Raw genomic sequence first — 21,620 nt, 5'->3', positions numbered from 1 at the left:
CGATCTGGACTATTCGTATCCCTTGGCCTGGAGCCTGAACAACCTGGCATAACGGCCGTTGGCGGCCATCAGACTGGAATGATCGCCCTGTTCGAGGATCTCGCCGCCATCAATCACCAGAATCTGGTCGGCGGCGCGCACCGTGGAGAAGCGATGTGAGATGAGGATGGTCATCTTGCCCTGGCTATGATCGCGAAAGTCGGCGTATACGGCTGCTTCGGCAGCGGCATCCATAGCCGCGGTGGGCTCGTCGAGTACCAGGATGTCGGCACTCTGGCGCATATAGGCACGCGCTAGCGCGACCTTCTGCCACTGGCCACCGGAGAGCTCCTGCCCCCCCTTGAACCAGCGTCCCAGCTGGGTGTGATAGCCGTCTGGCATGGTGGTGATGAAGTCGTCGGCCAGTCCGCGGCGGGCGGCTTCCTGCCAGCGAATCTCATCCTCGAAGGCGGTCACGTCACCGGCCCCCAGGTTCTCGCCGACCTTCATCTGGTAGCGCACGAAGTCCTGGAAGATCACTCCGATGCGGCGGCGCAGCGTCCGGATATCCCAGTCGCGCAGGTCGTTGCCATCGAGCAGGATCCGCCCCGCGCTCGGTTCATAGAGGCGGGTCAACAGCTTGATCAGGGTGGTCTTGCCCGAGCCGTTGGCGCCCACCAGCGCCAGACTCTGGCTAGGGCATAGGTGCAGCGAAATGTTCGAGAGGGCGGGCGTTTTCGCACCGGGGTAGGTGAAGCTCACGCCCTCGAAGCGAATGCCGTCGCCAGGGCGGGAGCCTGTGGTCATGCTGCCCGCCTCCGGTGCCACCGGCTGCTCGAGGTACTCGTAGAGGTTGGAGAGGTAGAGGTTGTCCTCGTACATGCCGCTGATCGAGGTCAGACTCGCCGAGAGCGCCGCCTGTCCTTGTTTGAAGACCATCAGGTACATGGTCATCTGGCCCAGGCTCAGGGTGCCAGTGATGGTCTCCACCACGACCCAGGCGTAGGCGCCGTAAAAGGCCAGAGTACCGAGCAGACCGAGCGCGAAGCCCCAGCTCTCTCGGCGCAGGGTAAGGCGACGGTCCTCCGCGTAGAGGGTGTCGAAGATCCTCCGATAGCGCTCCAGCAGCAGCGGCTCCAGGCCGAACAGCTTGACCTCCTTGATGCTGTCCTCGCGGGCCAGCACGGTCTCCAGGTACATCTGCATGCGGGTCTGGGGCGAGCGCCAGCGGAACAGCCGGAAGGCATCGCCGGAGAACTTGGCCTCGGAGATAAACACCGGCAGGGCCCCGATCACCAGCACCAGCAATGCCCAGGGGGAAAACTGCACCAGCAGGACGCCGAAGCTGATCAGCGAAATGCCATTCTGGGCCAGGGCGAAGGTCTTGTTGACCAGCCCCAGGGGACGGGTCGATGCCTCGCGACGGGCCCGGGTGAGCTTGTCGTAGAACTCGGAGTCCTCGAACTGGGCCAGGCTCAGGGTGCCGGCCTTCTCGAGGATCATCACGTTGACCTTCTGACCGAGCAGGGCTCTCAGCAGTGACTGCTGAGCGGAGAGCGCGCGTTGCGCCAGGGCGATGGCGGCGATCACTCCGCCTTCGGCAATCACGTAGCGCAGCACCGGCCACCATGCCACGCTGCCCGTCTCGGCGTGCTGCTCCATGGCGGCCACCACGGCATCGACGATCAGCTGACCGAGCCAGGCCGCCACCGCCGGCAGTACGCCGGCGACCAGAGTGGCAATCGCCAGGCCCACGGTGAGGGCTCGCGAGGTCTGCCACACCAGAGCAAGTGCGCGACGGCTATAGCGAAATACGTTCAGAAAGGCCGTCAGGCGGTTTTCAGGAGGAGGGGCGGGTTGGGGTGAGCGCGATGACACGAGGCTCTCCGTCAGGGAACAGAATCGAGACGCCCCGCACAATGGCGGGGCGCAGTGTCGTCAAGATGGAAGAACCAGGCGTGGTCAGCCCTCGTTTGACTCCTGCTTGGCATCACGCTCGCCGGTGCTGGCGACGACCGGACCGACCTCGCCGGACTGCAGAGCGGCCAAGAGCGGTTCGGCTTCGCGCTGAAACGCCACCAGTCGGTCGCCCGAGAGGCTCTTGTTTTCGGGCAGCTTGACCTGCATGGCGTCGACCTGGTTGTCGTTGACCAGCACCTCGTAATGCAGATGAGGCCCGGTACTGCGGCCGGTATTGCCGGAGAGAGCGATTCGTTGCCCCATGGTCACGCGCTCGCCACGGCTGACCAGCGGTCTGGAAAGGTGTAGATAGCGAGTGCGGTAGCCGTTGTCGTGGCGGATCACGATGTAGCGGCCAGCCGCGTAGTGGCTGCGCACCGACTCGACCACACCGTCGGAGGGGGCGGTGATCGGCGTGCCGATCGGCATTGCGAAATCGGTCCCCTTGTGTGGACTGATGCGCCCGGTCACCGGGTGCTTGCGGCGGGGGTTGAAATTGGAACTCAGTCGATAACGCCCCTCGAAGGGATAACGATTGAAGGCGGGGTCGAGGCTTTCCCCCTCCGGGGTGTAGAAGTTGTTGTCCGCACTGTTGCGGACCAGGGTCAGGCTGGCGCGCTCTCCCTCATACTGCACCGCAAGAACACGCGGGTCGAAGCTTTCCCCATTGATCACGTCGGACTCGACCAGCACCTGAAAGCGATCGCCGCGACGGGTGTCGCGGCGAAAGTCGAGTTTCTTGCCGAGCACGTGTACCAGTCGCGAAACTTCGGCACTGGAGAGGCCGGTAGCCTGAGCCGAGCGGGTGAAGCTGCCGCTGACGGTGCCGGCAAACAGCCTCTGGGCGGCCTCACCGGTATACTCGATGCTGGCGACTTCGAAGGCGCCACCGTCGCGTTCTGCCACGAAGCCGCTACGGGCGTTGCGCATCATGCGCAGCGAGATCAGCTTGCCATCTTCATCCAGCTTGTAGTCTAGCCGGCTGCCAACTTGCCAGCGCTCGAGCATGTCACGGTCGGGTAGTTGCTCAAGCAGTGCCAGGGCCTCGCTGTAGCCCAGTCCCAGGTGCTCCTGGGCCATACGTGTGAAGGCATCTCCCGGCTCCACGGTGTAGGTTTCCCACTCAGGCACATAGGGGTCGCGAGCGGCGATCTCTCGCTCGAGCAGCACCGGGCCATCGTCTAGCAGAGCCAGCTCACTTTCGGGAATATCCTCATAGGAGGTGGCATCCGCTACCAGGCTGCCGTCGTGATCGAGCATGCCGCTGCCGATGGTGCCGATAAGTGTGGCGATGTGTACGGCGCCACGGTTCAGCGTCTTGGCGTCAGGGGCCGTGATCTCCGTAGCCACCGTTATTGCCTGTTCATTCAAGGAGCTGCTGGCCGGGTTCTTGGCCATCAGCGGTGGCCGCTCGCCTGGTGGCGTTGTGCCGTCGTTGAGACGAGCCAACAGGGGCGGTGCCGCCTCGGCGCTGTCGGCATTGGCCTTGTCGACCAGCTCCAGGTCGACCACTTCGCTGACCTTCAGCTGGGTGATAGGTACACGCTGTCGTGTGGCGTCCAGCGCCTGGTTAGCCATCTCGATGGCATCTCCGACGGGCCCTCGCTGAAGATTCAACGAAGGCAGTCGGGAGGTGGCCTCGGCGTCGAGGGGAATGACGACAGTTTCCAGCGATCGAGAATCGCGCTGGATATCGTGATAGGTGGTGACGATCTTCTGAGTGCCCAGCACGGTGACCATGGTGGCGACCGGTAACAGCAATAGCTTGTGCGCGCGGGGCAGCGAATGTAGGACTCGCAGCATGGGTAAAAGGCCGATGAAAAAAAGAAAGGCGAATAAAGTCGTACGAACGATAGCGCAAGACCAGGATGTTGCCTAGGCTGTATGGATGCACAGCATCGCAACCCCGAGCGACCTTTTACCAGTATCGCAGGGTAGGTGGGAGATAGGTGAACGCTGTTTGGTAACAGTTTGTCTATTGGAACCAAGACGCCGTGGGATTTCAACCCCTGGGGCTTGAGGGTCACATGGATTGCCCCTGTCCTCGCCGACGCTATTTCACTGTTTCGCCTCCCCCAAGCGAGAGAAGCTTGCCGCGATAGAAGCTCCCTGCCTGGCCCTGCTGACCCTGTTTATGGCATCTTTCCCTCGCTCACCTGCTTCGGAGGAAGGGTGGTATTTTGTGCGATTTTTTCGGATATTAGACCGCTTACTAGCGTTCTGTGTTCGAGGGTTTCGAAATGTCTCGTGTCACCCTGAATCAATGGCAGATGTTGGCGGCAGTTGTCGATCATGGCGGTTTCGCCCGTGCCGCCGACGCTATCCACAAGAGTCCCTCAACCCTCAATCATGCGGTCCACAAGCTTGAGGAGCAGCTGGGGGTCCAGGTCCTGGAGCCGGCCGGACGCCGGGTGCGCTTGACCGAGGCCGGCGCGATGCTGTTGCGGCGAGCGCGACAGCTGATCGAGAGTGCCGAAGCCCTGGAGGAGGTGGCGGGTAGCCTTGCTGAAGGACTCGAGGCCGAGGTGGTGCTGGCGGTGGACCAGGTATTTCCTCCCGACGCCCTGGCCAGTGCCCTGGCGACCTTCTCCGAGACCTACCCCCATGTGCGCGTGCAGCTTCATGAGACGGTGCTCAATGGCGGCGTTGAGATGCTTTACGACGGCAGCGCCGACCTGGTGATCTCGGGGGTCGCCGCTCGGGGCTTCCTGGGCGAGCCACTGGCCAGCGTACGCTTCGTGGCAGTGGCCCATCCTGACCACCCGCTGCATCGGCTGGAACGGCCGCTGGATCTACGCGACCTGGTGCAGCACCGCCAACTGGTGGTGCGTGACTCGGCACTACGACAGACCATGGACGAGGGGTGGCTCAAGGCCGAGCAGCGTTGGACCCTGAGCCATCTGGAGACCTCCATCGACATGGTAGAGCGTGGTCTCGGTTTCGCCTGGCTGCCCGAGACACGGATTCGTCAGGCACTCGACGCCAAGCGTCTTGTGCCGCTGCCCCTCACCGCCGGCGGCATCCGTGAGACGCCTGTGCAGCTGATCCATCGTGACCGCGACCGCGCCGGACCGGCGACTCGGGTGCTGGCCCAGGCCCTGGCGACAGAGGCCCTGGCGGCAGAGGTGGAGGGTGACAGAGGAGCAGGGTGACCCAATTAAAGATTATTTCGATTTTATCGAATTAAACTGCCCATAATATGCGCTGAAGAATCGACAGCTTAATATTACGCTGGGGGCGAATTTATCAATCGGCGGTGTCGCCCGCCTTTTCGAGGAGGACTTCCATGGGGCTGTTGATCGACGGCAGATGGCACGACCAGTGGTACGACACCGACAAGCATGGCGGCGAGTTCGTGCGCGAGTCCGCGCAGCTTCGCGACTGGGTCACCCGTGAGGGGGAGAACGGTCCCGATGGCCAGCCGGGTCTGCCTGCCGAGGCCGGACGCTACCATCTCTACGTCTCTCTGGCTTGCCCCTGGGCTCATCGGGTAATGATCATGCGCAAGCTGAAGGGCCTCGAGGATCTTCTCGGCCTCTCCCATGTCAGTCCGCTAATGCTCGATCAGGGTTGGAGCTATCATCAGGACGAGGGGTCGAGCGGCGATCCGGTCAACGGCGTGACCTATCATCGTGAGCTCTACACCCTGACCGACCCCCACTACACCGGACGAGTCACGGTGCCAGCGCTGTGGGACAAGCAGGCAGGGCGAATCGTCAACAACGAGTCGGCCGAGTTGCTGCGGATGTTCAACGGGGCCTTCGATGAGCTCACCGGCAACCGTCTGGACTTCTATCCGGCCGAGCTGCGCGAGACCATCGATGCGATCAATGCCGATGTCTATGACCATATCAACAACGGCGTCTACAAGTCGGGCTTCGCCACCGATCAGCGGGTCTATGAGAAGCACGTGGTGGCTCTGTTCGAAGCGCTGGATCGCATGGAGGCACGCCTGGCAGAGCACCGCTATGTGGCCGGTGAGTGGCTGACCGAGGCCGATATCCGGCTGTTCACCACCCTGGTGCGTTTCGATGCCGTCTATCACGGCCACTTCAAGTGCAACCTGCGGCGCATCGAGGACTACCCCAATCTCTCCCACTATCTGCGCGAGATCTACCAGTGGCCGGGAGTGAAGGAGACGGTGGATTTCGATCATATCAAGCGTCACTACTACTGCAGTCACGAGACCATCAACCCCACCCGAATCGTGCCCCATGGCCCCATTCTGGACCTGGAGCGCCCTCACGACCGTGAGCGCCTGCCGGGGCAGGGTGTGTGGATCAAGCACTCTTGAGGAGAAGGCCTGCGCCGCAGGACTATCGCAGTTTTCGGAGTTAAGGGGCGCTGGGGACAAGCCCCGAGCTACAAACTATCTTCGATAGCTCTCTTCCTCGTCGGAAAAGCGGCGAGCCTTTTTGCTAGAATGCCCCCAATTTCCCGACCCGATACGAGACCCATGACCGACCAGATCCAGCGCTTCCTGTTCGACAACACCAATGTGCGCGGCGAGCTCGTGACCCTCGAGCAGGCCTACGCCGAGGTTCTCGACCGCCACGATTACCCCGCCGCGGTGAATCGCCTGCTTGGCGAGCTGCTCGCCGCGGTGGCCCTGCTGACCGATACCGTCAAGCTCGACGGCACCCTGAGCATCGAGGTGCGCGGCAACGGCGCCCTGGCCCTGCTGATGGCCGAGTCCAATCCGGGTGGTGAGCTGCGTGCCATTGCCCGCATGGCCGAGGGCGCGACGGCCGTCGACGAGCAGGCCGGATTTCGCGAGTTGGTGGGAGAGGGTCAGATCATGATCACCCTGGACCCTCGCGAAGGGCACCGCTACCAGGGCATCGTCGCCCTGGATCGCGATAGCCTGGCCGACTGCCTGGCCGACTACTTCGCCCAGTCCGAGCAGCTGCCTACTCGACTGTGGCTGGCCGCCGATGGTCGGTGCGCCGGTGGCCTTTTGCTGCAGCGCATGCCCGACGAGTCGCAGAACCAGGATGTCGACGCCTGGGAGCGCACCGTGCATCTGGCCGCGACCGTCAAGGACGCAGAGCTGCTGCATCTTGACCCTCACGAGCTTCTTCAGCGTCTCTATCATGAGGAGACGGTGCGGGTCTTTGATCCCAAGGCGCTGCGCTTCGGCTGCACCTGCTCCCGAGAGCGTATCGCCGACGCCCTGGTGGGCCTGGGCGCCCAGGAGCTGCGCGAGGTACTGGCGGAGCAGGGCGGCATCGAGACCCAGTGCCACTTCTGTCATACCCGCTACGCCTTCTCCATCGCGGAGGTCGAGGCGCTGCTGACGGAGGGTGACGAGCCGCCCCCGGTAGTGCACTAGCCGCTCGATGAGGCCGCTGCTCGCGACAAGGATACGTCGGCAGCGGCTCATGCCTGGAGGATTCTGAACTTCCCTTGGTGTGGTGATGTTGCGATGCGATGTTGCGATGCAGTGTTGGTGTGTAGCGAATTTTCTTCATGTTGTAGAAAAACTACATGAATTTCGCCTAAAAAGGGCGTTCCCCGCCGAGGTGCTTTTTGCCATAATGGCGCCGCCTTTCAGAGGCGATCAAGACCAGTAGTCGGGTAACCGCACGTCATGATCGCCACAGCCCCCTTGCTCTTCGCGTCACCGCCGACGCCAGGCACACGAGAGAATCGGCCGACGGCCCAGGAAACGACATGACCACACCCCAAGCTTCTCACGCCCACGTCAACCTCAGCAGCGCCGAACTGATCGAACGGTCGGTGGCCAGCGGCGAAGGCCGGCTGGCCGCCAACGGTGCCCTGGTGGTGAGCACCGGCGTCCGCACCGGTCGCTCGCCCAAGGATCGCTATATCGTTGACGAGCCGACCACCAGCGCGAAGATCGACTGGGGTAGCGTCAATCGCCCCTTCGACGCCGAGAAGTTTGCCGCGCTCTGGGAGCGCGTCGAAACCTACCTGACCGGCAAGGAGCACTATGTCTCCGAACTGCATGTGGGCAGCGATCCGGACTACTATCTGCCGGTTCGTGTGCAGACCGAGACCGCCTGGCAGAACCTCTTTGGCCGCACCATGTTCGTTCGCCCCGAGGCCTATAACCCCTCCGCTAAGGAGGAGTGGACCATCCTCAATGCCGCCGGCTTCGAGTGTGACCCGGCTCGTGACGGCACCAACTCCGATGGCTGCGTGATCATCAACTTCGCCGAGAAGAAGGTGCTGATCGCCGGCATGCGTTACGCCGGCGAGATGAAGAAGGCGATGTTCTCGGTACAGAACTTCCTGCTGCCGGGCTTCGACGTGCTGCCGATGCACTGCTCCGCCAACGTCGGCGAGGATGGCGAGACCTGCCTGTTCTTCGGTCTCTCCGGCACCGGCAAGACCACGCTCTCCGCCGACCAGGCGCGCTACCTGATCGGTGATGACGAACATGCCTGGGGGCCGGGCACCGTCTTCAACATCGAGGGGGGCTGCTACGCCAAGTGCATCGACCTCTCCGAGAAGAACGAGCCGGTGATCTGGAACGCCATCAAGTTCGGCACCGTGCTGGAAAATGTGGTGCTCGACGACCGTCGCGAGCCCGACTACGCCGACGACAGCCTGACCCAGAACTCGCGTGCCGCCTACCCGCTGGAGCACGTCGATAAGCGCGTGCCCGAGAATCGCGCCGGCGAGCCCAATGCCATCGTCTTCCTGACCTGCGACATGTCCGGCGTGCTGCCCCCGGTCTCGGTACTCTCCAAAGAGGCGGCGGCCTATCACTTCCTCTCCGGATACACCGCCAAGGTAGGCTCCACTGAGATGGGCTCCTCCGAGGGGCTGTCCGCCACCTTCTCCACCTGCTTCGGTGCCCCCTTCTTCCCGCGTCCGGCTCGCGAGTATGCCGATCTGCTGATCAAGCGTGTGGCCGAGAAGGATGCCCAGGTCTATCTGGTGAACACCGGCTGGACCGGGGGTGCCTATGGCGAGGGTGGTGCGCGTTTCTCGATTCCGACGACCCGCGCCATCATCAGCGCCATTCAGTCCGGTATCCTGCGCGAGGTCGAGACCCAGCATCTCGACGGTCTCAACCTCGATGTGCCCACCGCGGTGCCGGGTGTCGACTCCAGCCTGCTCAACCCGCGCGACACCTGGGAAGACAAGGATGCCTACGATCGTCAGCGCCAGGAGCTGGCCGCCAAGTTTGTCGACAACTTCAAGAAGTTTGATGGCGTCAGCGATGAGATCGTCAAGGCCGGTCCCAGCCTGACCTGATCGCCTTGGCAGGGCCTGCTTCCGGCTCAATGTCATGACCAACAAGAACCCGGCACCGCCAAGGCGGTGCCGGGTTCTTTGAATCGCCCGATAAATCGCGCTCCTACGGTGTGCGATGGCATCCGTTCTACGGTGCGCGATGGCTTCCATCGCCGGTATGCCGGACCACGCATAAACCCGGCCCCTACGGCGGGCTCACACCTTCCGCTAGCCCTTCAAGTCCGGAAAATCATCCTCGAAGAATTCCAGTTCACCTCGCTGATCGCTGGCCTTGTCGGCTTCGGCCTGACGCAGCTCCACACGCCGGATCTTGCCCGAGATCGTCTTGGGCAGATCGGCAAACTCCAGGCGCCGGATACGCTTGTAGGGCGCCAGGCGCTCACGGGTGAAGGCGAAGATATCCCGGGCCAGCTCGGCACTGGGCTCATGGCCGGCGGCGGGAATGATATAGGCCTTGGGTATCGAGGTGCGCACCGGGTCCGGACTCGGCACGATGGCCGCTTCCCCCACCGCCGGATGCTCGATCAGCACACTCTCCAGCTCGAAGGGGCTGATACGGTAGTCGGAGGCCTTGAAGACATCATCGGCCCGGCCCACGTAGGTGATATAGCCCTGCTCATCGATGCTGGCGACATCGCCGGTGCGGTAGTAGCCCCCCTGCATGGCGGCGGCGGTGCGCTCCGGGTCGTTGGCATAGCCCACCATCAGGCCGGCGGGGCGATCCTCGCCCAGCGCCAGGGCGACTTCCCCTTCGCCGGCCGGCTTGCCCTCGGCGTCGAGCATTGCCACCCGGTAACCGGGAAGCGGGCGCCCCATGGAGCCAGACTTGAGGGGCTGGCCGGGCGAGTTGCCGATCTGGGCGGTGGTCTCGGTCTGGCCGAAGCCGTCGCGGATGGTCAGCCCCCAGGCCCGACGCACCTGCTCGATGACCTCGGGGTTGAGCGGCTCACCGGCGGCGACCGCTTCGCGCAGGGCGACCCGATGGGCCGCCAGGTCCTGCTGGATCAACAGGCGCCAGACGGTGGGCGGGGCGCACAGGGTGGTGATCTCGTAGCGCGCCAGCACATCGAGCAGGGCGGGGGCATCGAAGCGGCTGTAGTTGTACAGGAAGACGCAGGCGCCGGCGTTCCAGGGCGCGAAGAAACAGCTCCAGGCGTGCTTGGCCCAGCCCGGCGAGCTGATATTGAGATGACGATCCCCCGGCTGCAGGCCGATCCAGTAGAGGGTCGAGAGGTGGCCTACCGGATAGGACTGGTGCGTATGGGTGACCAGCTTGGGCTGCGAGGTGGTGCCGGAGGTGAAGTAGAGCAGCATGGGGTCGTCGGCCGGCGTCGGGCCGTCGGGCGTGAAGGCGTCACTGCTCTGGTGCGAGTCGGCGAAATCATGCCAGCCGGGTTCGGCGCCACCCACCGCAATACGCGTCAGATCCCGATGCCGGCCCTCGAACTTGGCGAGGTGCTCGGTGCCGATGACCAGGTGCTTGACCTCGCCGCGGACGATACGGTCGTCGAGATCCTCGGCGGTCAGCATGGGGGTGGCGGGAATGATCACGGCGCCCAGCTTGATGGCGGCCAGCATCACCTCCCATAGCGGCACCTCGTTGCCCAGCATCAGCAACGCCCGCTCGCCGCGCCTCACCCCAAGCGAACGCAGCCAGTTGGCGACCTGGTTGGAGCGGCTGGCCAGTTCGGCGAAGCTCAGGCGTGCCTCGCGGCCATCCTCCTCGACGATCCACAGCGCCGGGGCATCGTTGTCGCGGGCCATGACATCGAAGTAGTCCAGCGCCCAGTTGAATTCGGTGAAGCGTGGCCAGCGAAAATCGCGGCAGGCGGTGGTGTAGTCCTCGCGGTGCTCGATCAGGAAGTCGCGGGCGGCAAGAAAGCTGGCAAGGTTGGACGCGCTGTCGGCGGTCGGCATGGCACGGCTCCTTTATTGTGATGGTTGAGATGCAGTGATGGTTGAGCTGTTGTGGTGTTGGCGTGGACGTTGGCGTTTATCGTTTTTCTGGTCCGTCGAAGGGGGCTCCCCCGCGGTGAGTCGTTGCTTTCCTCAGGCGTCTCAAGAATCTAGCCGGATTCGATGCCGGCTGTCCAAGAACCAAGCGAACGCTTGGACTAAAGTCGTTGGGCGACCCGTGCGTGGCTCGCTTCGGCGTTTGTGATACCTTGTCGCGATTGATTATCGAGCATTAGTGAAGGGGTTACATGGACGCCACCAAACGCATTACCGCGCGCCTCGCCGAAGAGTTATCCATTCGTCCACAGCAGGTCTCCGCCACGCTGGAGCTGCTCGACGGCGGGGCGACCGTGCCCTTCATTGCCCGCTATCGCAAGGAGGTCACCGGTGGTCTCGACGATACCCAGCTGCGCCACCTCCATGAGCGTCTGAGTTATCTGCGCGAGCTGGAGGAGCGCCGAGCCACGGTGCTGGCGACCATCGACGAGCAGGGCAAGCTGACCGACGAGCTGGCCGGGTTGATCGAGGCCGCCGATACCAAGCAGCGCCTCGAAGACCTCTACCTGCCCTACAAGAAGAAGCGCCGCACCAAGGCCCAGATCGCTCGGGAGGCCGGGCTCGAGCCACTGGCCGATACCCTGCTGAGTGACCCGACCCTCGACCCCGAGGCCGAGGCGGCGGGCTATCTGCGCCCCGCGGAGGGTGATACCCCTGCAGTGGAGGACACCAAGGCAGCCCTGGACGGCGCCCGCCAGATCCTGATGGAGCGCTTCGCCGAGGATGCCGAACTGGTCGGCCGACTGCGCGAGCGGCTGTGGAGCGAAGGCGAGCTCAGTGCCCGAGTGATTCCGGGCAAGGAGCGTGAGGGCGCCAAGTTCTCCGACTACTTCGAGCATGATGAGCGGTTGGCCAAGGTGCCGTCGCACCGGGCCCTGGCCATGTTCCGCGGCCGCAACGAGGGCGTGTTGACGCTGGCGATCCGCCTGCCGGGTGAGGAGGAGGCACCGATCCATCCCGCCCAGGTGGCCATTGCCAAACACTTTTCCATCCATGACGAGGGGCGTGCCGCCGACAAGTGGCTGCGCGACGTGGTGCGCTGGACCTGGCGGGTCAAGCTCTATACCCATCTCGAGACCGAGCTGCTGGGCCGACTGCGCGAGCGGGCCGAGCTCGAGGCCATCGAGGTCTTCGCGGCCAACCTCAAGGATCTGTTGCTGGCGGCTCCGGCGGGCCAGAAGGCCACCCTTGCCATCGACCCCGGCCTGCGTACCGGCTGCAAGGTGGCGGTGGTGGATGCCACCGGTCAGTTCCTGGCTCACACCACCATCTATCCCCATGCGCCCCGTAATGCCTGGGACGCCTCGCTGGCCGAGCTGGCCCAGCTGGTGGAGCGTCACGATGTGTCGCTGATTGCCGTGGGCAACGGTACTGCCAGCCGCGAGACCGACCGTCTGGCGGGCGACCTGGTCAAGCAGCTGGCCGGCAGGCGCTCACTCGCCAAGGTGATGGTCAGTGAGGCCGGTGCCTCGGTCTATTCGGCCTCGGAGTATGCCGCCCGGGAGCTGCCCGATCTGGATGTCACCATCCGCGGTGCGGTCTCCATCGCCCGGCGCCTGCAGGACCCCCTGGCCGAGCTGGTCAAGATCGAACCCAAGTCCATCGGGGTGGGCCAGTACCAGCACGATGTCTCCCAGGTGCAGCTGTCGCGCAGTCTGGAGGCGGTGATCGAGGACTGCGTCAACGCCATCGGGGTCGATCTCAATACCGCCTCCAGTGCGCTGCTCTCCCGGGTGGCGGGTCTCTCGCCGGCATTGGCCGAGGCCATCGTCGCGCGGCGTAATGCCGAGGGTCCCTTCGCCAGCCGCAAGCAGTTGCTCGATGTCAGCCGCCTGGGTCCCAAGACCTTCGAGCAGTGCGCCGGCTTCCTGCGCATCATGAACGGCGACAACCCGCTGGATGCCAGCGCCGTGCACCCTGAGGCCTATCCCCTGGTCGAGCGCATCGCCGAAAGAAGCGGCCGCGAGCTCGGCAGCCTGATCGGTGACAGCGCTACCCTGAAGGCCGTCAGGCCTGCCGACTTCGCCGACGAGCGCTTCGGGCTGCCCACGGTCACCGATATTCTCGTTGAACTCGACAAGCCTGGCCGTGACCCGCGGCCCGAGTTCAAGGCCGCCGAGTTTCGCGAGGGGGTGGAGACCCTCAAGGACCTGGAGCCCGGCATGGTGCTCGAGGGCAGTGTCACCAACGTGACCCACTTCGGTGCCTTCGTGGATATCGGCGTCCACCAGGATGGCCTGGTGCATATCTCGGCGCTTTCCGACAAGTTTGTCGAGGACCCGCGCACGGTGGTCAAGGCCGGCGATATCGTCAAGGTCAAGGTGATGAGCGTCGATCTGGAGCGCGCACGCATCGGCCTCACCATGCGCCTCGATGACCAGCCGGATGAGCAGGGCGCCGGCCGCCGCGGCGGTGAGCGAGCTCGTCAGGAGGGGCGGCAGCCGCCAGGCCAGAAGCCGCCCCGCAAGGGCGGGCACGGCAAGGGGCGGCACTCCCGGGACGACGACAAGGGGCAGATGGGGGCTCTGGGGGCTGCGCTGCTCAAGGCCAAGCAGAAGCAATGACTGCCCACCGTGCCCGATTCTGAAGCCGGCTAACCTTTGCATGGCGGCTATCAGGTACCATAATCAGCATATTGACGGGCGCCGTACGGGCGCCCGTCTCACTATCCGCGTTACTATCCGCGTGGCATGCCGCCTCGGCGCCTTCCACCGCGCCTTTCCAACACAAGGGGTGTTACCTTGTCCGATACACTCACCAGTCTCGTTTCCCGCCTGGAGGGTCCCGCCCGCCAGGGTGAGTTCAGCCGACTGCGCCGTGGCCTCGAGAAGGAGGGGCTGCGCGTCGACCGCGAGGGGCACGTCGCCCAGTCGCAGCACCCCCATGCGCTGGGCTCCAAGCTGACTCATCCGCATATCACCACGGACTACTCCGAGGCGCTGCTGGAGTACATCACGCCGGTGACCAGCCGGCCCGCCGATGCCATGGCGTTTCTCGGCGACCTGCACCGCTTCAGCTATCGCTACCTGGGCGACGAGCTGATCTGGCCGGCCAGCATGCCGGCGCGTCTCGAAGGCAACGACAGCATCCCGATCGCCGACTACGGCAGCTCCAATGTGGGCACCATGAAGCGGGTCTATCGTCAGGGGCTCGACGTACGTTACGGGCGCATCATGCAGGCCATCGCCGGGGTGCACTACAACGTCTCGCTGCCCGACGACCTCTGGACGCTGCTGCGTGATATCGACGGTGCCGGAGACACCCCGTTCAACGACTATCGCTCGCAGCGCTACTTCGGCCTGATTCGCAACTTTCGGCGCCACAGCTGGCTGCTGCTCTATCTGTTCGGCGCCTCGCCGGCCATCGACCGCAGCTTCCTGCCCGACGGCAGGGTACCCGACAAGCTCTCGGCCCATGGCCAGGAGACGCTGATCTCGCGCTACGCGACCAGCCTGCGCATGTCGGATCTGGGGTACCAGAACAAGGTGCAGCAGCAGCTCAAGATCTGTTTCAACTCCCTCTCCAACTACGTCAACACCCTGCGCCATGCCATCTCCACGCCATGGCCCGCCTACGAGGCCCTTGGCGTCAATGAAAATGGCGAGTGGCGCCAGCTCAACGCCAATATCCTGCAGATCGAGAACGAGTACTACAGCGATATCCGCCCCAAGCGGGTGGCCCGTCACGACGAGACCCCGAGTCAGGCCCTGGAGGCCCGTGGCGTGGAGTATATCGAGGTTCGCTGCCTCGACCTCAACCCGCTGCTGACCCTGGGCGTGGACGAGACACAGATCCACTTCATCGATACCTTTGTGATGTGGTGCCTGCTCTCCGAGAGCCCATGGATCCCCGATGCCGAGTGCGAGGCGCTCGACGATAATCGACAGCTGGTGGTGGAACGCGGCCGTGATCCTGCGCTACGCCTCTGTCACGCCGGCAAGCCGCGCAGCGTGGCCGACTGGGGGGGTGAGATTCTCGATGAGATGCGCGGGGTCGCCGAGCTGCTCGATCGCTTGGAAGAGGGCACGCCGCATGCCGACGCCGTAGCCGCCATGGCCCCACGCCTGGCTGACCCGACGCTGACCCCTTCCGGCCAGCTGCTGGCGCGCCTGGAGGAGAGTGGCGAGGAGCTCTCCGATGTCATCCTGGCGATCGCTCGGGATCAGGCCGAGCAGCTGCGCCATGAACCCATGGCCTCCGGTCGTGAAAGACTCCTTGCCGAGCTGATCGAGACCTCCCATCAACAGCAGGCCCAGATCGAAGCCGCGGACCGCGTCTCCTTCGCCGACTTCCTGAGCGGCTATTTCAAGCGGGCGCGAGAATCACGGGTGACCGATGGGGCCGGCCGATGAGCGCACTTTCACGGCTCGAGGTACGCCACTGGAGCCTCGCCGGGCTGGCCTTCTGTGTAGTGATGATGTTGGTGGCGCTGGGCCTCGAGCATCTTGTCGGTCTCGAGCCCTGCCCGTTGTGCATCTTCCAGCGGGTGGCGGTCATTGCCGCAGGGCTGGTGTTCGCCGTGGCGGCCATCCATAACCCCGCCGGTCGCCTCGGGGCGGCACTCTACGGCCTGCTGGGCTTGGGGGCGGTCGGCGCCGGCATCGGGGTGGCCTGGCGACATCTCTGGCTGCAGTCGCTGCCTGCCGATGAGGTGCCCAGCTGCGGCCCGGGCCTCGACTACATGCTGGATATCCTGCCGCTGCAGGAGGTGGTCAACATGGTGCTCTCGGGCTCCGGTGAGTGCGCCGATATCGACTTCCTGTTCCTGGGCGTCTCGCTGCCGGGCTGGACGCTGGTGGGCTTTATCGTGCTGGCGCTGGCGCCACTCGGCCTGCTGTTCAGGGCCTTCCGCGAGCGATAATCCTCAGCGATAACCTTCAGTGAGAACCGTCATGCTCTACCGGGACTTCGCCACCCAGGAAGCCATCGACGCCGCCTATGATCCCATGCGTGGTCGCGACGGGGCGGCGCTGGTCGCCGACTGGCGGGCGCGCAGCGAGGCTTCACGGGTCCGCCACCGCGTCTCCCTCGATGTGCCCTATGGGCCGAGCCTGGCCGAACGGCTGGATATCTACCATGCCGAGGGGCTCAGGCAGGGCGAGAGGGCGCCGCTGCATCTCTTCTTCCACGGTGGCTACTGGCGCTCGCTCGACAGCCATGAGTTCGGCTTTATCGTCGATGACCTGGTGGCGTCCGGCATCACGGTCGGCGTGGTCAACTACGCGCTCTGCCCGACGGTGCGCTTCGGCGAGCTGGTGCGCCAGGCACGGGCCGCGCTGGTCTGGGCCTGGCGCCATGCGGATGAATTGAACTGTGACCCCGCCGAGATCAGCGTCTCCGGCCACTCCGCCGGTGGCCACCTCAGTGCCATGCTGCTGGCCACCGACTGGGCAGGGGAGTATGGCCTGTCGGAAAGCCCGCTGCGCGGGGCACTCTGCATCAGTGGTCTCTATGATTTGAGGCCATTTCCCTGGTCGTGGTTGCAGCCCAAGCTACAGCTCGATGGGCGCGACGTCGCGGAATTCAGCCCCACCTTCCTGCTCTGCCGGGTACCCACACGGGTCAGCCTCATCGCGGGCGGCGAGGAGTCCACCGAGTTTGCCCGCCAGATGGAAGCGTATGCCACCCATCTGGAGAGACAGGGCATCGGTGTGGAGCATGCCGTGCTGACCGGCAACGACCACTTCTCGATCCTCGAGCACTATCTCGATGGCGGGTGCCTGGCCGAGATGATCAAGAGATTCCATCGTTAGCGGGTGCAAGGGGTGCCTCCCAATGCTCACTGCCGAACGGTTTCACGGCGCGATGCGATGGACCCGAGAAAGGGTGTGCGAGTTATCACACCCCCAGATAGCGGTCGCGAAGCGACTCGGTGAGTGCTTCGGGCGCGCCACTCCAGGCGCTGCGCCCCTTCTCCAGCAGCACGCAGTGATCGGCCATTGGCAGCAGCTCCGACAGTGTCTTGTCGACGATCAGGATCGCCTGGCCCTGAGCCTTGAGGCGCCGGATGGCGTGCCAGATCTCCTGACGAATCACCGGGGCGAGCCCCTCGGTGGCCTCGTCGAGCACCAGCAGGCGTGGGTTGGTCATCAACGCTCGGCCAATGGCCAGCATCTGCTGCTCGCCACCGGAGAGGGTCGCGGCGGATTGACGGTCGCGTTCGCCCAGGCGCGGGAAGAGCTCTTCGGCCCTCGCCAGCGTCCACTCACCGGGGCGCGCGGCCACCAGCAGATTTTCGCGCACCGTCAGGTTGGGAAAGCAGCGTCGCCCCTCCGGCACCAGCCCCAGCCCCAGGCGAGCGATCCGCTGGGGCGGTAGCCGGCGCAGATCATGCCCCTCGAACAGGATGCTCCCGGCATGGGCCGGGGTCAGGCCGAAGAGCGAACGGATGGTGGTGGTCTTGCCCATGCCGTTGCGCCCCATCAGCGCTACCATCTGGCCGGCCCGAACCTCCAGGTCCACGCCGAACAGGGCCTGGGCGGGGCCGTAACGGGTCTCGATGGCCTCCATCTTGAGCATCAGGGTCACTCTCCCAGATAGGCGTCGCGGACGCGCGGGTCGCGACGGATGGTATCGACATCGCCATGGGCGATGACCCGGCCCGCGACCAGCACCGAGAGGCGTTCGGCGAGCCGAAATACCGCCTGCATATCATGCTCGATCAAGAGGATGGGCACCTCCTGCTTCAACGACTCGAGTAGTTCGGTGAGCCGGGCCGAGCCCTCGGGTCCCAGGCCGGCCATGGGCTCGTCCAGCAGCAGGGCGCGGGGCTCGAGGGCCAGGGCGCAGGCGACCTCCAGGGCGCGGCGTTCCCCGTGAGACAGCGCCGCCACCGGCGTCCAGGCGCGATGCTCAAGCCCCATGCGGGCGAGGGCCGCCATGGCCGGCTCCAGCAGGCGACGGTCGCGGTGAACCGGCGTCCAGAACCGGAAACTATGGCCACTCACCGCCTGTACGCCGATCATCACGTTACGGATCACCGTCAACGGCTCGGCCAGCGACGAGACCTGGAAGCTGCGGCCCAGCCCGCGTCGGGCACGGGCGGCGACGCTCAGTTCGGTGATCTCCTCGCCGTCGAGCAGCACTCGCCCGGCGTCGGGGCGCAGGTTGCCGGTGATCTGTGCGATCAGCGTCGACTTGCCGGCACCATTGGGGCCGATCAGGGCATGGATCTCGCCGCGCCGCAGGGTGAGCGAGACATCATCGGTGGCCGTCAGGGCGCCGAAGCGCTTGTGCAGCCCCTCGAGAGCCAGTACCGCCTCACTCATGGGGCTCTCTCCCAGGGCTCTCTCTCCCGGCCAGCCAGCCCATCACGCCGTGTCGGGCGAACAGCACCACGCCGAGCAGCACCAGGCCGAGAAACAGCTGCCAGTACTCGGTCACTCCACCGAGCAGGGTCTCCATGCTGATAAACAGCACGGCCCCGGCCAGGGGGCCGTAGAGACGGCCGACCCCGCCGAGGATGACGATCACCATCAGCTCGCCGGACATGTGCCAGCTGAGCATGCTGGGGCTGACGAAGCCGTTGAGATCGGCATACAGCGCACCGGCCAGGCCGGTGATCACCGCCGAGACCACGAAGGCCAGCAGGCGGATGGGGTAGGGGGAGATGCCGGCGGTGGCCAGGCGGGTCTCGTTGAGCCGTGCCATGGTCAGGGCCGCACCGAAGCGTGAGCCCATCAGCCGCGAGGTGAGCGCCATTGCCAGCACCAGGCCGGTGAAGCAGATCAGGAAGAAGGTCAGCGGGTCCTGGGTGTCGAGTCCAGGCAGTTGGTTGCGCAGGTAGATGGGCAGGCCATCCTGACCGCCGTAGGTGGGCCAGGAGTTGGCGAAGTAGTAGACCATCTGGGCGAAGGCCAGGGTGATCATGATGAAGTAGACCCCGGAAGTGCGCAGCGAGACGGCACCGATCAGCAGCGCCAGCAGGCCACAGGCGAGCATCGCCAGCGGCCACAGCACCAGCAGGTTGTCGCTGCCGGGCAGCAGGCCCATGAAGGCGGTGGCATCGAAGGCGTGGTAGGCGCCGATGCCGGCGATATAGCCGCCGAGGCCGAAGTAGGCGGCGTGACCGAAGCTGATCATGCCGCCATAACCCAGTGCCAGGTTGAGGCCTACCGCGGCCATGGCGATCAGCGTCAGGCGTGAGGCGAGGCTCACATAATAGGGGTGCCCCAGCAGGTCGGCGGCCACCGGCAGTACCAGCAGCAGGGCGAGCATAAGGAGTTGCACCACGCCTCGTCGGCCGAGGCGGCGAGGCGAGGAGGGGGACGGGGCCTCGAGAGCGATGCCGGAAGGTGTCGGGTCAGTCATTGACGGTGAAGAGTCCCTTGGGCTTGAAGGCCAGGATGACGGCCATAAGGATATAGATCAGCATCGAGGCGAGAGCGGCACCCACATCGGTGGCCTCGGAGGGGGGCAGGAAGCCGCGGAAGAACAGCGGCAGGAATACACGGCCCAGGGTATCCACTACCCCGACCAACAGGGCGCCCAGCAGCGCGCCCTTGATGGAGCCGATACCGCCGATCACGATCACCACGAAGGCGAGGATCAGCACCGGCTCGCCCATGCCCACCTGCACCGACTGCAGCGCTCCGACCATGGCCCCGGCCAGGCCGGCGAGTCCCGCCCCGAGGGCGAAGACCGCGGTGTAGAGGCGTGAGATATCGATGCCCAGAGCGCCGATCATCTCGCGGTCGCTCTCCCCGGCGCGCACGCGCATGCCCAGCCGGGTCCGCGAGATCAGCAGATAGAGCCCCACGGCCACCGTGATGCCCACGCCGATGATCACCAGCCGGTAGAGCGGGTAGCGGGCGTCGCCGGGGAGGGTGACATAGCCCGAAAGCCACTCCGGCGTGCTCAGCCACAGGGGCGAGGCACCGAACAGCCAGCGGGTGCCCTCGGAGAAGATCAGGATCAGGGCGAAGGTGGCGAGTACCTGATCGAGATGCGAGCGGTGGTAGAGGCGGCGGATCACGATCAGTTCCACCAGTGCCCCCGCCGCGGCGGCCCCGAGCAGCCCCGCCCCCAGGCCGAGCATAAAGGAGCCGCTGGCGGCGGTGACCGCGGCGGTCAGGTAGGCTCCCACCATGTAGAAGGAGCCGTGGGCCAGGTTGATCAGCCCCATGACCCCGAACACCAGGGTCAGGCCACTGGCCATCAAAAACAGCATGGTGCCCAGCTGCAGGCCGTTGATCAGTTGTTCGAGAAACAGGGTCGCCGACACGTCAGGGTCCCGTCACATCTTGCAGTCGACGTGGTAGATATCCTGGATATCCTCGACGGCGATACCGAGCAGGCGGTTGGTCGGCTCGCCATCCTCGCCGGCGACCACCTCACGCACATAGATATCCTGGATGGGGTGCTGATTGGGGCCGAAGCGGAATTCACCGCGCACCGAGTCGAAGTCCGCCTCACGCAGCGCCTCGCGGAAGGCGTCCTGGTCGTCGGGGTGGGCCTGCTCCAGGGCAGAGAGGATCAGGTTGGCGGTATCGAAGCCCTGGGCGGCATACAGGGTCGGCATGCGATCGTAGGCTTGCTGGAAGCTCTCGACGAAGGCGCGGCTGGTGTCGTTATCCAGGTCGTAGGCCCACAGCGACGTATTCCTGGCGCCGATGGCGGCCTCGCCCACCGCCTTGATCAGGGTCTCGTCGAAGGAGAAGGCGGCGCCGAATACCGGCAGGTCTACCCCGGCGTTCTGCCACTGCTTCATGAAGGAGATGCCCATGCCGCCGGGCAGGAAGAAGAACAGGCTGTCGGCATCGCTGGCGCGGATCTGGGCGATCTCGGCGGCGTAGTCGGTCTGGCCCATCTGGGTGTAGAGCTCGTCGGCGACCTCCCCTTCGTAGAGGTGCTTGAAGCCGGCCAGGGCATCGGTGCCTGCCGGATAGTTGGGGGCCATGATCAGCGGTCGCTCATAGCCCTGCTCCTTCATCCAGGCCCCCATGGCACCATGCAGGTTGTCGTTCTGATAGGCGACGTTGAAGTAGTTCTCGTGGCACATCCGGCCAGCGAGGGCCGAGGGGCCGGCATTGGGCGACAGGTAGAACGTTCCCTGGCGCACCACGGAGGGCACCACGGCCATGGCCAGATTGGACCAGATGATACCGGTCATCAGGTCCACTTCGTCGCGCTGCATGAACTCGTTGGCCAGGTTGCGCGCCAGGTCGGGCTTGCGGGCATCGTCCTTTACCAGCACCTCGATATCGTCGCGCCCCGACTGCTCGATGGCCAGCAGGAAGGCATCGCGCACATCGACACCCAGGTGCGAGCCGCCCCCGGAAAGGGTGGTGATCATGCCGATCTTGACCTCTTCGGCGTGGGCGGTGGCAAGGCCGGTGGAGAGCAGCAGGCCGAGACCCAGGCGAGCGAGCTGTTTCATGAAGAACCTCAGGAGTAGCGTGGTGTTGTTGGCATCGACATAGACTACCAAGGAAACATGATCG

Annotated in this window: 16 protein-coding genes; 8 read left to right on the top strand and 8 right to left on the bottom strand. The window is 64.8% G+C overall.

The window, feature by feature from the left end:
- Positions 1–9: 9 nt before the first annotated feature.
- Entirely contained in the window at positions 10–1,857 is a 1,848-nt protein-coding gene (locus tag GRB80_RS08500; RefSeq protein WP_161423261.1) for an ABC transporter ATP-binding protein, read from the bottom strand.
- 84 nt (positions 1,858–1,941) lie between these two features.
- Positions 1,942–3,741 (bottom strand): peptidoglycan DD-metalloendopeptidase family protein, encoded by a 1,800-nt coding sequence (locus GRB80_RS08495; protein ID WP_161423260.1) that lies wholly within the window; start codon positions 3,739–3,741, stop codon positions 1,942–1,944.
- A 437-nt stretch (positions 3,742–4,178) separates the two neighbouring features.
- Between GRB80_RS08495 and GRB80_RS08490 the strand changes: the two genes are divergently transcribed.
- From GRB80_RS08490 to GRB80_RS08475, 4 genes are all read left to right on the top strand, one after another.
- On the top strand, positions 4,179–5,090 hold the full coding sequence (locus GRB80_RS08490) for a LysR family transcriptional regulator (protein ID WP_161423259.1): 912 nt from the start codon (positions 4,179–4,181) through the stop codon (positions 5,088–5,090).
- A gap of 134 nt (positions 5,091–5,224) precedes the next feature.
- Entirely contained in the window at positions 5,225–6,232 is a 1,008-nt protein-coding gene (locus GRB80_RS08485) for a glutathione S-transferase family protein (RefSeq protein WP_161423258.1), read from the top strand.
- Between the two features lie 162 nt (positions 6,233–6,394).
- Positions 6,395–7,270: an Hsp33 family molecular chaperone HslO gene (gene hslO, locus GRB80_RS08480; protein WP_161423257.1), complete on the top strand. Its 876-nt coding sequence runs from the start codon at positions 6,395–6,397 to the stop codon at positions 7,268–7,270.
- A gap of 341 nt (positions 7,271–7,611) precedes the next feature.
- Positions 7,612–9,165, top strand: coding sequence for a phosphoenolpyruvate carboxykinase (locus GRB80_RS08475; protein ID WP_161423256.1), 1,554 nt, complete (start codon positions 7,612–7,614; stop codon positions 9,163–9,165).
- Positions 9,166–9,372: 207 nt separating this feature from the next.
- Here GRB80_RS08475 and GRB80_RS08470 read toward each other — a convergent pair whose 3' ends face one another.
- On the bottom strand, positions 9,373–11,082 hold the full coding sequence (locus tag GRB80_RS08470) for an AMP-binding protein (RefSeq protein ID WP_161423255.1): 1,710 nt from the start codon (positions 11,080–11,082) through the stop codon (positions 9,373–9,375).
- Positions 11,083–11,369: 287 nt separating this feature from the next.
- Here GRB80_RS08470 and GRB80_RS08465 point away from each other — a divergent pair, with 287 nt between their 5' ends.
- From GRB80_RS08465 to GRB80_RS08450, 4 genes are all read left to right on the top strand, one after another.
- Entirely contained in the window at positions 11,370–13,742 is a 2,373-nt protein-coding gene (locus GRB80_RS08465; protein WP_161423254.1) for a Tex family protein, read from the top strand.
- A 126-nt stretch (positions 13,743–13,868) separates the two neighbouring features.
- Complete coding sequence (gene gshA / locus GRB80_RS08460) at positions 13,869–15,530, top strand: glutamate--cysteine ligase (RefSeq protein ID WP_161423253.1); 1,662 nt, start codon at positions 13,869–13,871, stop codon at positions 15,528–15,530.
- Positions 15,527–16,039, top strand: a complete 513-nt coding sequence (locus tag GRB80_RS08455) for a disulfide bond formation protein B (protein WP_161423252.1) — start codon at positions 15,527–15,529, stop codon at positions 16,037–16,039. The genes gshA and GRB80_RS08455 overlap by 4 nt, the downstream gene beginning before the upstream one ends.
- A 31-nt stretch (positions 16,040–16,070) precedes the next feature.
- Positions 16,071–16,931, top strand: coding sequence for an alpha/beta hydrolase (locus GRB80_RS08450; RefSeq protein WP_161423251.1), 861 nt, complete (start codon positions 16,071–16,073; stop codon positions 16,929–16,931).
- Positions 16,932–17,016: 85 nt separating this feature from the next.
- On the opposite strand, the gene GRB80_RS08445 is transcribed toward GRB80_RS08450, so the two are convergent.
- The 5 genes from GRB80_RS08445 to GRB80_RS08425 all read right to left on the bottom strand — a co-directional run bounded on the left by GRB80_RS08445 (position 17,017) and on the right by GRB80_RS08425 (position 21,556).
- On the bottom strand, positions 17,017–17,697 hold the full coding sequence (locus tag GRB80_RS08445) for an ABC transporter ATP-binding protein (RefSeq protein WP_161423250.1): 681 nt from the start codon (positions 17,695–17,697) through the stop codon (positions 17,017–17,019).
- 5 nt (positions 17,698–17,702) lie between these two features.
- Positions 17,703–18,446, bottom strand: a complete 744-nt coding sequence (locus tag GRB80_RS08440; RefSeq protein WP_161423249.1) for an ABC transporter ATP-binding protein — start codon at positions 18,444–18,446, stop codon at positions 17,703–17,705.
- Complete coding sequence (locus GRB80_RS08435; protein WP_309663590.1) at positions 18,439–19,407, bottom strand: branched-chain amino acid ABC transporter permease; 969 nt, start codon at positions 19,405–19,407, stop codon at positions 18,439–18,441. Before GRB80_RS08435 ends, GRB80_RS08440 begins: the two co-directional genes overlap by 8 nt.
- 73 nt (positions 19,408–19,480) lie before the next feature.
- The gene (locus tag GRB80_RS08430) at positions 19,481–20,401 is read right to left on the bottom strand and encodes a branched-chain amino acid ABC transporter permease (protein WP_161423247.1); all 921 of its coding nucleotides are present in this window, start codon (positions 20,399–20,401) and stop codon (positions 19,481–19,483) included.
- A 12-nt stretch (positions 20,402–20,413) separates the two neighbouring features.
- Positions 20,414–21,556 carry an ABC transporter substrate-binding protein gene (locus GRB80_RS08425; RefSeq protein ID WP_161423246.1) on the bottom strand — a complete coding sequence of 381 codons (1,143 nt, stop codon included), beginning with the start codon at positions 21,554–21,556 and terminating at the stop codon, positions 20,414–20,416.
- Positions 21,557–21,620: the final 64 nt, after the last annotated feature.

The organism is Halomonas icarae (genome assembly GCF_009901955.1).
Lineage (GTDB): Bacteria > Pseudomonadota > Gammaproteobacteria > Pseudomonadales > Halomonadaceae > Halomonas > Halomonas icarae.
Note: the sequence above shows the minus strand (reverse complement) of the source record. Positions and strands in the feature narration are given on the sequence as shown.

Excerpts from the sequence above, each read along its gene's own strand:
- GRB80_RS08450 (WP_161423251.1), top strand. The coding sequence starts at position 16,071 with ATGCTCTACCGGGACTTCGCCACCCAGGAAGCCATCGACGCCGCCTAT.
- GRB80_RS08455 (WP_161423252.1), top strand. The coding sequence starts at position 15,527 with ATGAGCGCACTTTCACGGCTCGAGGTACGCCACTGGAGCCTCGCCGGG.
- GRB80_RS08475 (WP_161423256.1), top strand. The coding sequence starts at position 7,612 with ATGACCACACCCCAAGCTTCTCACGCCCACGTCAACCTCAGCAGCGCC.
- GRB80_RS08465 (WP_161423254.1), top strand. The coding sequence starts at position 11,370 with ATGGACGCCACCAAACGCATTACCGCGCGCCTCGCCGAAGAGTTATCC.
- GRB80_RS08485 (WP_161423258.1), top strand. The coding sequence starts at position 5,225 with ATGGGGCTGTTGATCGACGGCAGATGGCACGACCAGTGGTACGACACC.
- GRB80_RS08490 (WP_161423259.1), top strand. The coding sequence starts at position 4,179 with ATGTCTCGTGTCACCCTGAATCAATGGCAGATGTTGGCGGCAGTTGTC.
- GRB80_RS08445 (WP_161423250.1), bottom strand. The coding sequence starts at position 17,697 with ATGCTCAAGATGGAGGCCATCGAGACCCGTTACGGCCCCGCCCAGGCC.
- GRB80_RS08425 (WP_161423246.1), bottom strand. The coding sequence starts at position 21,556 with ATGAAACAGCTCGCTCGCCTGGGTCTCGGCCTGCTGCTCTCCACCGGC.
- gshA (WP_161423253.1), top strand. The coding sequence starts at position 13,869 with ATGCCGCCTCGGCGCCTTCCACCGCGCCTTTCCAACACAAGGGGTGTT.
- GRB80_RS08470 (WP_161423255.1), bottom strand. The coding sequence starts at position 11,082 with ATGCCGACCGCCGACAGCGCGTCCAACCTTGCCAGCTTTCTTGCCGCC.
- GRB80_RS08440 (WP_161423249.1), bottom strand. The coding sequence starts at position 18,446 with ATGAGTGAGGCGGTACTGGCTCTCGAGGGGCTGCACAAGCGCTTCGGC.
- hslO (WP_161423257.1), top strand. The coding sequence starts at position 6,395 with ATGACCGACCAGATCCAGCGCTTCCTGTTCGACAACACCAATGTGCGC.
- GRB80_RS08495 (WP_161423260.1), bottom strand. The coding sequence starts at position 3,741 with ATGCTGCGAGTCCTACATTCGCTGCCCCGCGCGCACAAGCTATTGCTG.